This is a genomic window from Sporosarcina sp. E16_8, from assembly GCF_017347095.1.
In the GTDB taxonomy this organism is placed as follows: domain Bacteria; phylum Bacillota; class Bacilli; order Bacillales_A; family Planococcaceae; genus Sporosarcina.
Genome location: NZ_JADPRZ010000007.1, coordinates 68,747 through 83,207 on the forward strand (window position 1 = coordinate 68,747; position 14,461 = coordinate 83,207).

At 42.8% G+C, this 14,461-nt stretch carries 14 protein-coding genes; 8 read left to right on the plus strand and 6 right to left on the minus strand.

What is annotated here, in order from left to right; all coding sequences use genetic code 11:
• The first annotated feature begins 66 nt into the window (after positions 1-66).
• The 6 genes from thiD to wrbA all read left to right on the plus strand — a co-directional run bounded on the left by thiD (position 67) and on the right by wrbA (position 5,365).
• Positions 67-897 (plus strand): bifunctional hydroxymethylpyrimidine kinase/phosphomethylpyrimidine kinase, encoded by an 831-nt coding sequence (thiD, locus tag I2484_RS07935; RefSeq protein WP_207150509.1) that lies wholly within the window; start codon positions 67-69, stop codon positions 895-897.
• Positions 890-1,549: a thiamine phosphate synthase gene (thiE, locus tag I2484_RS07940; protein WP_207150510.1), complete on the plus strand. Its 660-nt coding sequence runs from the start codon at positions 890-892 to the stop codon at positions 1,547-1,549. The genes thiD and thiE overlap by 8 nt, the downstream gene beginning before the upstream one ends.
• Before the next feature lie 55 nt (positions 1,550-1,604).
• Positions 1,605-2,807: a DUF3238 domain-containing protein gene (locus I2484_RS07945; protein ID WP_207150511.1), complete on the plus strand. Its 1,203-nt coding sequence runs from the start codon at positions 1,605-1,607 to the stop codon at positions 2,805-2,807.
• A 283-nt stretch (positions 2,808-3,090) separates the two neighbouring features.
• Complete coding sequence (locus I2484_RS07950; protein WP_207150512.1) at positions 3,091-4,029, plus strand: ring-cleaving dioxygenase; 939 nt, start codon at positions 3,091-3,093, stop codon at positions 4,027-4,029.
• A gap of 18 nt (positions 4,030-4,047) precedes the next feature.
• Positions 4,048-4,659, plus strand: a complete 612-nt coding sequence (locus tag I2484_RS07955; protein WP_207150513.1) for an alpha/beta hydrolase — start codon at positions 4,048-4,050, stop codon at positions 4,657-4,659.
• A gap of 22 nt (positions 4,660-4,681) precedes the next feature.
• Entirely contained in the window at positions 4,682-5,365 is a 684-nt protein-coding gene (gene wrbA, locus I2484_RS07960; RefSeq protein WP_207150514.1) for an NAD(P)H:quinone oxidoreductase, read from the plus strand.
• A gap of 492 nt (positions 5,366-5,857) precedes the next feature.
• Here the strand turns inward: wrbA and I2484_RS07965 are convergent, their stop codons facing one another.
• The 6 genes from I2484_RS07965 to I2484_RS07990 form a co-directional block, all read right to left on the minus strand.
• On the minus strand, positions 5,858-6,400 hold the full coding sequence (locus I2484_RS07965) for a hypothetical protein (protein ID WP_207150515.1): 543 nt from the start codon (positions 6,398-6,400) through the stop codon (positions 5,858-5,860).
• Positions 6,401-6,616: 216 nt separating this feature from the next.
• A complete protein-coding gene (locus I2484_RS07970) occupies positions 6,617-7,507 on the minus strand; it encodes a peptidylprolyl isomerase (protein ID WP_207150516.1) in 891 nt (296 codons plus the stop codon).
• A gap of 135 nt (positions 7,508-7,642) precedes the next feature.
• On the minus strand, positions 7,643-8,437 hold the full coding sequence (locus tag I2484_RS07975; RefSeq protein WP_207150517.1) for a hypothetical protein: 795 nt from the start codon (positions 8,435-8,437) through the stop codon (positions 7,643-7,645).
• 127 nt (positions 8,438-8,564) lie between these two features.
• Complete coding sequence (locus I2484_RS07980; protein WP_207150518.1) at positions 8,565-9,980, minus strand: ATP-binding protein; 1,416 nt, start codon at positions 9,978-9,980, stop codon at positions 8,565-8,567.
• A complete protein-coding gene (locus I2484_RS07985; RefSeq protein ID WP_207150519.1) occupies positions 9,977-10,678 on the minus strand; it encodes a winged helix-turn-helix domain-containing protein in 702 nt (233 codons plus the stop codon). Before I2484_RS07985 ends, I2484_RS07980 begins: the two co-directional genes overlap by 4 nt.
• Before the next feature lie 114 nt (positions 10,679-10,792).
• On the minus strand, positions 10,793-11,959 hold the full coding sequence (locus tag I2484_RS07990; protein WP_207150520.1) for a S1C family serine protease: 1,167 nt from the start codon (positions 11,957-11,959) through the stop codon (positions 10,793-10,795).
• 147 nt (positions 11,960-12,106) lie between these two features.
• Between I2484_RS07990 and I2484_RS07995 the strand changes: the two genes are divergently transcribed.
• Both I2484_RS07995 and hisD read left to right on the plus strand, forming a co-directional pair.
• Positions 12,107-13,090 carry a LacI family DNA-binding transcriptional regulator gene (locus tag I2484_RS07995; protein ID WP_346014168.1) on the plus strand — a complete coding sequence of 328 codons (984 nt, stop codon included), beginning with the start codon at positions 12,107-12,109 and terminating at the stop codon, positions 13,088-13,090.
• An 86-nt stretch (positions 13,091-13,176) separates the two neighbouring features.
• Positions 13,177-14,457 (plus strand): histidinol dehydrogenase, encoded by a 1,281-nt coding sequence (gene hisD, locus I2484_RS08000; protein ID WP_207150522.1) that lies wholly within the window; start codon positions 13,177-13,179, stop codon positions 14,455-14,457.
• Positions 14,458-14,461 lie beyond the last annotated feature (4 nt).

The following is a 14,461-nucleotide window of genomic DNA, read 5'->3' on the forward strand; positions in this document are numbered from 1 at the left end:
GGCTAGCCGCTTTCTTACGCCACCGGAAAGCGGCTTTTTAGTACAAATTAAAGGGTGGCGAATCGAATGGTACGTGTGGCATTAACAATTGCGGGGTCGGATAGTGGCGGCGGGGCAGGTATACAGGCGGACTTGAAGACGTTTCAGGAACTAGGTGTGTTTGGTGCGTCAGCATTGACGGCGGTAACGGCGCAAAATACATTTGGAGTGAAGGCGATACAGCCAATTGATGCGGCTATTGTTACAGCGCAAATTCAGGCGGTTATGGAAGATTTCGACGTTAAAGCGATAAAGACGGGAATGTTATTTTCGGCGGAAATTATCCATGCAGTGGCCGATGCATTTCATTGGCGTGGCATTCCGCTCATTATTGATCCGGTAATGATTGCGAAAGGCGGTGCTTCCTTGCTGGAAAAGGATGCGGTTGAAGCATTGAAGGCAGTACTAATACCCCTTGCGGCTATTGTTACACCTAATATTCCGGAAGCAGAAGTGCTTGCAGGAATGGAAATAAAGACGAATGCAGACATAGAGAAAGCAGCGAAACATATACTAGCATTGGGTGCGGGGGCGGTCCTTATTAAAGGGGGCCATCGAAAAGATGCGCCCTATGCGGAAGATTTGTTCATGGGATCGGATGGGGAACGGTTTTCGGTTCGTGCACCGTGGATTGATACGAAAGACACGCATGGAACAGGGTGCACGTATTCAGCGGCACTGACAGCGTTTTTGGCAAATGGGGAAACAGCAGCGAATGCAGTTGTTTCTGCAAAGTGTTTCATCCATACAGCAATTGAAGATGGACTTAAAATTGGTGGCGGTCATGGTCCGACGAATCACTGGGCTTATGGACGCCGCGGCAACAAGACAATGGAAGGGGTTGTAGTTTATGGATAAGCAAACAGTTAACTTGTATTTCATCATGGGCACAGTGAATTTGGCGGGACGCGATCCGTTGCATGTCTTAGAAGAAGCGCTAAAGGGTGGCGTAACGAGCTTTCAATTACGTGAAAAAGGGCCTAGCGCATTAGTGGGTGAAGAATTGAAGGCTTTTGCACTTGCGTGCCAGCAACTGTGTGAAAAGTATAGTGTGCCCTTCATCGTCAATGATGATATAGATCTTGCGATTGAGATTGGTGCGGATGGTATTCATATCGGGCAGGAAGACGGATATATATCAGTAGTGCGTGATAAGGTCGGTCCAGATATGCTGATTGGTGTTTCTACGCATAATGTAACTGAAGCGATTGCGGCAGCTGATGCCGGGGCAGATTATATCGGTCTGGGTCCAGTTTACGAGACGCAAACAAAAGCGGATACGCAACCTGTTATTGGTATCGAAACAATTAGTGAGGTGGTGTCATTGCTACCTGGATTACCAATTGTTGCTGTTGGGGGAATTACAGAACACAGAGCCGGTGCTGTCATTAAAGCGGGTGCATCTGGGATAGCGGTTATTTCCGCAATTTCCGGAGAAGAAGATCCCGGAGAAGCAGCAAGTCGTTTAAAAGGCGCAGTTCTTCTGTCATTGACAGGTATCGAAATGTGATGTTTAACCGTTCGCAAAATACACCACACTTCCAAACAAGGGGCGTGGTGTGTGGATGAAAAAGAAACTGTTTGAAATACAAACTGTTTTGCATGAAACGGATTTAATCTATTTCACATGGAATGATGTCGGAGGAACCTACAAAGTCTATAAAGACGGGCATCATTTGTATGAAGGAACGGTCTCTGAATTTAGTGACGGTGATTTCAAGCATGCGAAACTATATAATTACGTAATCGAACGTATTGAAGACGGCGTCGTTGTTGACGTTATTACCTTGCAGACGTCAGCATTTGCTGAACAGAAGAACAAAGAAAGTCCGCTCCAGTCGCTCGTCATGACAACGATTGTCGCAAAGACGCAAATTGCATTGTCCTGGGAGGAAATCAGAGATGTCGCTGAATATGACATCTACCGAAATGGGACGCATATGACAACGGTGAACGACAATCGTTACATTGACAGGGACTTTTCGTTAGATGAAATCTATACGTATACCATTGAATCGAAGCGCTCGCTTGCGAAGTCAGAAGAACGATTCAATGTGTTTCAGTCGATTATCGCCACTATTTTTGGGATGTTGAATCCGGTTTCATCGAAGGAAGTGGCAGCGATTGAACAGTTTTCGGTGACAAAAGTTATCGCTAAGCCACTTGAGTTGCTGACGTCAGTTCAAGATAGATTCCGTCTCCCAAATGTGGACAGATGGGAATTTCGCTACATGACGTTTTTGGAGGAAGACTGGGTGTTGAATCCGAATCCACTGTCATGGAATCGTTATTTCAAAGGAGATGACAGGGGATTCGATCCAAATGGGCCCCGTTATCGCACATGGGTCGACGTTGAGCTGGCATATGATCTTGAACGTTCTCCGCTGACGTTTACGAGGGATGTTGGGCCGTCGATTGCCTATGATGCATTCAAGCGCTTTAGGAAACAAGCAACTGCTTCACACGACGGGATTACGTTGAAACGGACAAATCACGGAGAAGACGAGGCTGGGTTTCATCTCATGCACGCTGTTGGGAACCCCCTTACAACGGCACCTGACATTAACTATGAAGTACGGGCAGTTATGCGGCGAGACGGAACGTTTGATATGACAGGCTACCACGATCAGGCGCCTCATCATGAGATTTACTTGATGCGCGGAGCAAGGGATGACTGGAAGCCAATCCACCAGGCGGAAAGTAAGGGGCTTGCGTGGATGTCGGAAGTAATTGCTTGGCGATACTGGCGGATTTCTAATTTTGAATAGTGAATCGAGCACACTTAATACACTGCGAAAAGTGGCAAGAATCAATACAACCTTTACACAATGGCATGATTGAGTAGGCAATAAAGAGGTTATCCTAACTAACTCGGATAGCCTCTTTATTTGTTTTTTTTTGCGTCCTATTGTTGATCAAGTTAGCCGTGGTAGTTTTCTTTCACTAATATACGCTCCTTAAGCCAACTGATTGACAATGAAAAGGCCACTTGTTATGATTACCTTGAATTCAAGATAAATAACTTTCTACTAATTTGAGGAGAGATTTGATATGACGAAGAAATCAATGGGTATTCACCATATAACTGCAATCGTCGGACATCCGCAAGAAAACGTCGACTTTTACGCGGGAGTTCTTGGGTTACGTCTTGTCAAGAAAACCGTCAACTTCGATGATCCGGGGACGTACCATCTATATTTTGGTGATGGAAACGGTGCACCGGGTACGATCATTACATTTTTCACATGGGCTAATGCTCGAAAAGGAACAATTGGGGATGGTCAAGTCGGTGTTACGTCGTACGCGGTGCCAGTCGGGGCAATGACTTTCTGGGAAAACCGTCTTAAGAAATTTAAGATTGCGTTTAGCAAATCAAACCGTTTTGGCGAAACATATGTATCATTTGATGATCCACATGGTTTGAGAATTGAAATTGTCGAGCGAGAAGATGGGGTAAAGAATGAATGGATGATTGGTGAAGTAACTGCGGATGTCGCCATAAAAGGGTTCGGTGGTGCAACGCTATTATCTACTCAACCTGAAAAAACGGCTCATCTTCTTGAACAGGTTATGGGGCTTGAAAAAATCGGTGAAGAAGGCGAATACATCCGGTTTCGCTCAACAGCAGACATTGGCAATGTCGTTGATGTGAAAATGACATCATCAGGTCGTGCACAAATGGGTGTAGGCACAGTTCACCATATCGCTTGGCGTGCTGAAGATGATGCGGATCAACTGGACTGGAAATCACTTGTTGAAGAGAACGGTTACGGTGTGACACCGGTGAAAGACAGAAACTATTTCAATGCGATTTACTTCCGGGAACACGGGGATATTTTGTTTGAAATTGCAACGGACACACCAGGCTTTGCACATGACGAGTCAGTGGAAACGATGGGCGAAAATCTTATGCTTCCAGCGCAATATGAAAAAAATCGCGAACAATTGGAATCGTCTTTGATCCCTTTTGAAGTGCGCGAAATTGATTGAATAAGGAGAGAGTGAGCTATGAAACATATTTATAAACCAGGAAAAGATGCATCGAAACCGGTGTTGCTATTGCTTCATGGCACAGGGGGCACGGAACAGGATTTACTGGGACTTGCCGACTTGATCGACCCGGATGCAGGTGTACTAAGTGTCCGAGGAAATGTCCTTGAAAACGGCATGCCGCGTTTCTTCCGTAGATTGGCGGAAGGGGTATTTGATGAAGAGGATTTAATCTTCCGTACGAAGGAATTGAATGCATTTTTGGATGAATCTGCAAAAGAAAACGGTTTTGACAGGTTGAATGTCATTGCGGTTGGCTATTCTAATGGAGCGAACATCGCAGCAAGTTTGCTGTTCCATTATGCAGAGGCTTTAAAAGGAGCAATTCTTCATCATCCTATGGTTCCGCGACGTGGAATCGACTTGCCCGATTTAGCTGGCATACCGGTGTTCATCACCGCAGGGAAAAATGATCCGATTTGTCCTGCTAAGGAGTCGGAAGATCTGGATGAATTGTTGGTAGGCGCGGGTGCGGTGACGGAAGTTCACTGGGAAATGAACGGTCATTCGTTGACGCGTACAGAAGTGGATGCGGCGGCGGAATGGTACAAAACAATTTTCGGGAAATGAAACAAGAAGTGGAGACAAAAAAATGAGTTTTTTAGACAGGTTATTCGGCAAGTCCACTACAACAACTAAAGAGGAGACGGTAAACATGACAAAAACAAAAACAGCAATCGTATACTACAGTTCAGGCGGTACGAACTATCAATTAGCACAATGGGCGGCAGAGGCTGCTGAAGCAGCAGGTTCTGAAGTTAGACTGATGAAAGTGGCTGAAACAGCTCCACAAGCTGCAATCGATTCATCTCCAGGCTGGAAAGCTAATGCTGAAGCAACGAAAGACGTTCCTGTTGCAACAGGAGAAGATCTTGAGTGGGCAGATGCAATTATCTTTAGTGTACCAACGCGTTTCGGTAATGTACCTGGGCAAATCCAAAGTTTCTTTGATACATTAGGTGGTTTTTGGTTCCAAGGCAAGCTCGCTAACAAAGCAGTAAGCGCAATGTCATCTGCACAAAACCCGCATGGCGGCCAGGAAGCGACAATCCTGTCCCTTTACACAACGATGTACCATTGGGGTGCAGTTGTTGCAGCGCCTGGATATACAGACGCGGTTACATTTGCAGCTGGCGGTAACCCGTACGGCACAAGTGTGACAGTCGGACAAGACGGAAAAATCGCGGACGACGAAGGGGTAATTAAAGCAGCGGTTGCTCATCAAGCTGGACGTACAGTAAAAGTTGGAGCGGCATTGAAGAGTATGAACGCATAAGTGTGACTGAAGCCGGCCTGTGATGGGTCGGTTTTTTTGTGTTTAGAAATGGGTTGATCTATATTTGGAAAATGACCGATCGTAAACCTCGCGCGCGCGATCATATAAGTTGTTGCGCGATCGTAAACCTCGCGCGCGCGATCATATAAGTCTTTGCGCGATCGTAAACCCCGCGCGCGCGATCATATAAGTTGTTGCGCGATCGTAAACCCCACGCACGCGCGATCATATAAGTTGTAAACCGATCATAAACCCCGCACGCGCGATCATATAAGTTGTAAACCGATCATAAACCCCGCACGCGCGATCATATAAGTTGTTAAGCGATCATAAACCCCGCACGCGCGATCATATAAGTTGTTAAGCGATCATAAGTCCCGCACGCGTGATCATATAAGTTGTAAACCAATCATAAACCCCGCACGCGCGATCATATAAGTTGTTAAGCGATCATAAACTCCGCGCACCCGATCATAAACCAATGCAATTAACCTATTTAACTTTCTTCGGCCGCGGCCAGATGAAGTACGAAATAGAAATAATAAAGTCAATCCCGAGAACGAGTGCCCATACTTTCAAGGTGGCGTATAGTACCTCTGTTCTTGCTGGATCCCCGATGAAATAAATCATAGCGACAAGGAAAGCGCCGCCGATTATATAAGCAAGCAGATGTTGCAATGTACCTTTCATCGAGTGGCGAGCGTATTCGAATCCGACCTTACGTACAGGTTTTGTGCCCGTTTTTTGAATGTAGAATTGAAACCGTTCATCAGCCCAACGGATCATGCTTTTGCCGAACGCGATGGAAGAACCGAGATAGATTGCCGCGATGGCGTGTACTTGCGTTGCGGTTGCCCCGTTGTATAGGTCGGTTGCTGTGACGATGAGTAAGATTAAATCGACAACTGGCGTCAAAGCAAGAAAGAAAAAACCGAGCTTTTTTCGTTTGAAAATGTAGCGAGTGATAAGCCCGAGAGCAATGACGACCCAGAAACCAATTTCACAGGCGACGATTGTCCAAGCAATGAAATTCATAGGAACACCTCTTTTTCATCGAGTTGTAGGTAAGTAGGTTTATCATAGCACACTGATTATATGGTTAACGGTTGCTGATTTATCACCGACAAGCACAAAAAGAACGGAAAAGCTGATTCAGCTTTTCCGTTCCTTCAATCAATCACTTATTCAAATAAGCCCACGCAGTATCTATCATTCTGCATTGAAGGGAGTTAAGTTTGATGGATAAGTTTCTTATTTTGTTAGTAACGAATTCTCAATTTTATAGTCCAACTTAACTTCATCTAACCAATTAACGTACTCTACTTGTACACCTTCTTCTAGTAATAGCCCTTTAATTTCTTCCTTAAGCTCACTTAATACTGCTTTTTTTGCTGCTTTCTTATCGGTTACGTGAATAATATGATAACCGTGTTCTGTTTTTACAGGGTCGCTAATTGCATCAACTTTCATTGAAAATGCTACATCTTCAAATTCAGCTACCATTTTACCGCGTGGGAAAAGGCCTAATTCTCCGCCATTTTCTGCACTCATTGTATCCGTTGAGAATTCTTTTGCAAGTGTAGCGAAATCCTCTCCGTCTGCAAGTTTCTTCGCAACTTTTTTCGCTGTGGCTTCATCTTCCACTAATATATGGCTAGCTGCTACTTGTTCTTCCTCGTTGAAAGACTCTTTGTTTTCTTCGAAGTATGCTTTGATATCCTCATCAGTTATCTCAATCCGTGGTTCAATTATTTTTCGGATAGACAAATAATCAACAATATTCTCCTTGAACTCTTTCTCTGTCATAGCATTTGTCTTGAGTGCAGCGTCAAAAGCTTCCTGCCCACCGGCATTTTCGACGTATATTGCAAGTTCTGCATCTACTTCTTTATCGGAAACGGAGACTTTTTCTTTTTTTAACTCGAGTACAACGACTTTATCATCAATCATTGCAGTAAGCGCTTCTTGCCCAGCTGATTGAACGAGAACTTCATATAATTCATCTTTCGTAATTTTTTCATCACCTATAGTTGCTACGGTTTCATCTGTTGCCTTTGAATCTTTTGAGCAGCCCGTTGTGACAGTTAGAATAATTGCGAGTAGACTGACTGCTAACAATGGGAATAACTTCTTTTTACGCATATTTTAATTCCTCCAATGTTTGATATACATTCATTCTACAGCAGAAATATGAACAAACTATTACAGAGAATGAAATAGAATAAAAAAACGGAAAAACAGATTCGTTTTTCCGTTCAGTCGATTTATTTCTGAGTGTTATTTTCCTTCTCGCTCACCTTTGCCATGTTCATGTCCACCTTCAAAATGTTTTCCTTTACCATCACGTGGTCTATCGAAGAAAAAGTCTTTTTTTCCTCTTGAATGGAAGAGGTCCAATTCTTCAGCTTTGTCGGCGTAATTTGTACGGATTTCATCCATCAGTTCACGTGCGGATTTGTTGGCTGTATTGATGCCTAGTTTTTCTGCAGCATTGAAAACTTCTTTGTCCCGTACTTCTTCCATCAAGGCATGTTTATCTTTGCCGTCAGTTTCAATACCCAGTTCTTTTGCTTTTTGTAAGACTTTAGCTTCCCCGACTTCTTTTGCAAGTGCTTTGAAGTCTTTGCCGTTAGTGGAGATGCCAAGTTCTTTCGCTTCTTTCATAATTTGTGTTTCTCGAATTTCTTTTGCTAACGTTTCTTCATCCTTGCCAGTTGCATCAATGCCTAATTCTGTTGCTTCTCTTTGGAGTTTCACATTCCAAATTTCTTTTTGAAGGGCTTTTATTTCTTTTCCTTCAGTTTCAATCCCTAGTTCTTTCGCGTGTTTAAGGGTCATGGCTTTTTGTACTTCTTCGAAAATTTCTTTGGCGTTCTTACCGTCAGTTTTAATTCCAAGTTCTTCTGCTTTCTCCGAAATGAACTTTGTAGCGTCACCTTGTTCTCCGTGTTTATGTTCGAGCGAAGGGGATTTTTTCGTCTCGCTATCCGCATTCGCATAGGCTGTAGCCGACCCAATTACACCTAGTGTCAACACCGTTGCTAAACCATACTTTATTGCATTCTTCTTCATTTAATTTCCTCCTTCAGGGTTCTAATTAATTTTAGTATGCCCGATAAATATGAACGAATTATGACCAAGGTGTGAACGAGATATAAAAAGGCTGCTATGCGCAATGCATAACAGCTAAAACAGATTTTTAGTTTTGGTTTTGTGCGGGAAACGACAACGTAAACTTTGTCCCTTTCCCTTTTTCACTAGTGACATCGATTGCGCCGTTATGCATCATAACAAGGCTTTTTACAATTGATAAGCCAAGTCCGAATTCGCCGTAGGGATTCGTTGTTCTAGATACAATCGCTTTATAAAATCGACTCCAAATTTTCTCAATATCGTCAGGGTCAATGCCGATACCGGTATCTTCAATTTCGATGACACAGTTAGTGTCGCTCATATAACCACGAAGGTAGATCCTGCCATTTTCGGCAAATTGGATACTGTTTTTCGTAATGTTGATCAATATCTGGGTGAGTCTGTCGTAATCTGCAAACACTAAAACGGTGGGGTCTACATCCACAAAAATCTCATTATTTCGTTCTGCCGCAACGCCATCGAGTTGATCCTTAATAATTTCCAACAATTCAAAGAGCTGGATGTCCTGTTTAATGAGTGTAACTTGGTTGGAGCGAATTTTTTCGTAATCCAAATTTTCATTGACCAGACGGATAAGTCGCAACGTTTCATTAGTGGCAAGCTGCAATCCCTTTTCTTTTTCAGATTCAGGGATCATATTATTTTTCAGGCCCTCAATCATGCCTCTAATCGTTGTAAGTGGTGTTCGCAATTCGTGTGATACATCGGCCATGAATTGGCGACGCCTGTTTTCAAGATTTTCAATTTCCTCCATTGAGGCGTCCAGCTTCTCAACCATTTTGTTGAAATCACCCGCAAGCTCGCTGATTTCATCAAAATTCGAAGAGGGGATACGTACCGAGTAATCACCTTGTGCAACGGCAGAAGTTGCTGCTTGAAGCCGTTTAATACGCCTTACGTGGAAAGTCGATAAAATCCAGCTGATTAGAAGCGAAATGGCCAGCGCGATGAACGTTGTAATAAGCAAATAAGTGTTCATTTGCGAAATTACTTCACGTGAACCCTTTATGGGAGATGTCAAAAGTATGCCGCCAACAAATCGATTATTTTGTACATAGGGAAGAAGAACGAATGTGACGGCTTCGTTGAATCGTTTGAAATCCTGCTTCACAGTTACAGGCTCACCATTTTTAATATCGTGCCATTCCTCTTCACTCAGACTAATAAGTGGCGTTTTTATGCCTGTCGAATAAATGATGGCTGAATTCTCGTCGAATAAACTATATTGAATATCCCGACCATTTAGGACTTGTCCGTAAGCCTTTAAAATCCTGTCAGAACTTCTTTGGTCTTGTTGGATGTCTCGTAAAATAGATTGACCATATGTCGCTAGTTCTTCTGTTTTATTAGCATAGACAAACCGCTCGATATAGTGTGAAAATAGCAAGCTTAATAATAAAAAGGCTATGACGATTACGCTGAAGTGACTGACAAGTTGTTGGTATAAATACTTTACTCTCACTTTGAGTCACCTAAGGTTTCGTCGAATCGGTAACCGACACCCCAAACAGTATGGAAGAATGGCTGTTCATCCGTTGAGACTTTCGTGCGAAGCCGTTTGATATGCACGTCGACAGTTCGGTCATCGCCGTAAAAGTCATATCCCCAGACATTGTCCAGCAATTGTTCACGTGAGAAAACTTGTTTCGGATGCTGGACAAAATGGTAGAGCAGATCGAACTCTTTTGGCGTCAGGTTTTGTACGGGCACTCCGTCGAGCAATACATCACGTGTGTGTAGGTTAATCTTAAAATGGGCTGTTTCGACGACGCCATCTTGCAGCGGTTTGTCTTTCAGTGTTGAATACCTCCGTGTTACCGCTTTAATACGGGCCATAAGCGCCAGTGGACTAAATGGTTTTGTGACATAATCATCTGCCCCCATTTCTAGTCCGAGCACCTGGTCTGATTCACCGTCTTTTGCGGTTAGCATAATAATTGGCGTAGCAATGCTTGCTAATCGTAGTTTATGGCAAATTGAAATACCGTCCATGCCAGGCAGCATCCAGTCAATAATGATGCAATCCCAGCCGCCCTGCTTCGCAAGTTCGAAGCCTTCTAAACCGTTTTTAATGAATGAACCATCAATTTCTTCCTTTAAAAAAAATAGCTCAATCATGGTAGATACACTCTCATTGTCTTCGATTACTAAAATTTTCACTGAAATACGCCTCCTGTTGCACTTCCATTCCTTTCAAGTTAAATCGAAAACGGGAAATTAGCAACTGCAAACACCCCTCCCATGAAATGAGGGAGAGGTGTTTGCACGAATATATTAATTTGCCGTGGATACATTGCTCGTAAGTAAAACATCAACCGTTTTTAACTCTGCACCGCGATAGATTGTAAATGTTGCTTTATCACCGACTGAAAGATTCGTGTACAAGAACTTTCGCAGCTCTGTTGAATTCTTCACTTCAGTGCCGTTTATCGCAGTTATTATATCTTCTACATCGAGGCCTGCTTTTCCTGCTGCGGATGCAGGATCAATAGTTGCAATTACCACACCGGCTGTAACTTCATTTGGAAGACCTTGCAAGTAGGTACGTGGCACCTGATCAAGATCCGCAAGTCCGATACCGATATAGGGACGTTCAACTTGCCCGTTTGCTGTCATTTCTTCAATAAGTGGAACCACTTCGTTACTCGGAATCGCAAAGCCAAGACCTTCAACACCACTTTCTGAAATTTTCAAGCTGTTAATGCCTATAACTTGTCCTGCCGCGTTGAGGAGTGCACCACCGCTGTTGCCCGGGTTAATGGCGGCGTCGGTTTGGATAACATTCATTTCCCATTCGCCTGCAGATGTCTTCACATTAATGGATCGATTAACTGCACTTACAATTCCTTGGGTCACTGTACCGGAGAAGTCGAGGCCAAGTGGATTACCGATGGCGATAACCTCGTCTCCTGCACGAAGTTTATCGGAGTCGCCGAATTCAAGGGAAGTGTCTGCAAACTTAGCATCGATTGTGAGAACAGCGAGGTCGCTTAGTGCATCTTTCCCGACAAGTGTGGCCATCGTTGACTCTCCGTTTTCAAGTGAAACTTCAATTTTTTCAGCACCTTCAATGACGTGGTTATTCGTCACGATATACGCTTTGTCACCTTTTATTTTATAAATGACACCCGAACCAGAACCGCTCTTGGCGTTACCGGCTTGCTGTGAAAAAGGATTACTATCTTTTTGGTAATTAACAATCCCGACAATCGCGCTGGATGATTTTTCTACCATATCGGATAGTGACGGTGTATCCTTAGTGCCTGTTTGCTGTACAATATAGGGAACTTTATCCGTAGTGACCGGAACCGTTTCGGCAGAACTGCCTTGTAGTAAATCTGTATTGACTACGACTGCTAACGTTAATACCGAACCAATAACACCTGCACCTAATGTTGCTAAAAATCGTTTGCCTGGTTTATTTTTAATTTCTGTCTCCATGCTAATTCCTCCCGTGTCGTCTGATACCCTTTATTTTAGTTGGAATATATGAACAAACTATTACCAAGAAGTTAACAATTGATGAAGTAGCCATTTTGGGGGTATAGTTGAATAAATAATATGACTTTTAAAGGTGTGAGTGAGTTGGTGAAATTGATAACAGCGATGGATGTCGCAAAGTATGCGGGTGTCTCTCAATCATCGGTGTCCAGAGTATACTTTGAAGGTGCTACCGTATCTGCAAAAACAAGGGGGAAGGTTCTAGCCGCCGCGAAAGAATTAGGCTATCGGCCAAATGAGTTAGCGAGGAGTTTAATTACGAATCGAACGAAAATCATTGGCATTGTAATGAAGGGGATTCAAAATCCTTTTTATCCTCAAGTTCTAAAGCAATTTACAACAACCTTTAAAAGTTTGGGCTATAGCATTATGTTTGTGTACACGAATAATGATGAAATACAAAAAGAAGATATTGATACTCTATTTAATTATAATGTTGCGGGTGTCATCATTACAGACGCATCACTGTCTTTAAATGCTATCGAGGACTTTAAAAAATATAAAATTCCTTTGGTCCTTTTTAATAGAAAAATTGCGAGTAATGATTTTTACTCTGTGTGTTGTAATAACTTAGAGGCTAGTAAGGAAATTGGACGCTACCTTATTGATAAAGGTAGTTCGGATATCATTTATATCGCAGGGAATCAAAATACATCGACAAGTAAAGAGCGGGAACATGGCTTTACTGAAGTACTTAAGAAAAATAACATCTCCTTGGAGATATTGGAATCGGATTATACATATGAGGGCGGATACAGGATTGCTCAGCAAGTGATAAATGAAACTAGAATTCCGGATGCATTTTTTGTAGCGAACGATATCATGGCACTTGGCGTGTTGGATGCACTGCGTGAAAGTTCGATTACTATTCCAAGAGCTACGAAAGTGATAGGGTTCGATAATATTGAAATGGCTTCATGGCCGTCGTACAGTCTAACGACTTGGGCACAACCGATTAAAGAAATGGTGGATCAAACAGTCGTTTATTTAATGTCGGAAATAGAAGAGTACACAGGTTTCGCTGAGAATGTGGAAGTAAATGGTGTTTTGATTGAACGTAAAACAACGTAAAAAAAGGTTGACTTTCAAGAGTATTTGAAATACTCTTTACCTATAAAGTGTTTTGCATACGTATGCAGATAATAGGAGGAAGTAAAATGGTTAGAGTATTGAAAGCTGGTAAATCGCAAGAAGAATTGACTAAAAACAGTCTTGAGGTATCTAAAATTGTAGCTAATGCTATTCAGGAAATTGAAAGTAGAGGGGACGAAGCGGTTCGTGAGTTCTCCGAGAAATTTGATAAATGGTCACCCGAAGCATTCAGATTAACTGAAGAACAAATTAAAGAAATCGTAGCGCAAGTACCTGCGGAAGTAATCGAAGACATTAAATTTGCTCAAAAGAATATTCGTGAATTTGCAGAAGCGCAATTAGCGTCAATGAACGATGTAGAAGTAGAAAATATTCCAGGCGTTATTTTAGGGCATAAAAATATCCCTGTAAGTAGTGTCGGTTGTTATATTCCAGGTGGACGTTACCCAATGGTTGCTTCGGCACATATGAGCGTGTTGACAGCTAAAGTTGCTGGTGTTAAACGTGTAATCGCTTGCACGCCACCAATTAATGGTGAAATACCAAATGCAACAATCACTGCAATGTATTTAGCAGGTGCGGATGAAATTTACTTATTGGGTGGGATCCAAGCGATGGCTGCTATGGCGATTGGAACTGAAACGATCCAATCAGTCGATATGATTGTCGGGCCTGGAAACGCTTTCGTGGCAGAAGCAAAAAGACAATTATTCGGTCGCGTAGGAATTGACTTGTTTGCAGGACCTACTGAAACATTAGTTGTTGCGGATGAAACAGCAGATGCAGAAATGATTGCTACGGATATTCTTGGACAAGGTGAACACGGTCCAACATCTCCGGGTGCTTTAATCACTACTTCGGAAAAACTTGCTTACGAAACTGTAGAAGAAATCGAAAGACAACTTAAAGTGCTACCAACGGCTGACGTTGCGCGTGTTTCATGGGATGATTACGGCCAAATCCTATTAGTGGATAGCATCGAAGAAGCGCGAGTAGAAGCAGACCGACTGGCATTTGAACACGTTGAAATTCTAACAGCAGATCCAAATTACTTCTTAGAAAACATGACAAATTATGGTTGCCTATTCTTGGGACCTGAAACAAACGTTGCATACGGCGATAAAGTGATTGGAACGAACCATACATTACCAACAAAAGGCGCAGCTCGTTATACTGGCGGTCTATGGGTAGGTAAGTTCATCAAAACGGTAACGTATCAAAAAGTAACGCCTGAAGCGAGTGCTTATATTGGCGAATATGCAGCGCGTTTATGTCAATTGGAGAACTTTGCAGGTCACGCTGAACAAGCATTATTACGAGTAAGAAGGTACGGAAAGAAAGCATAATTTC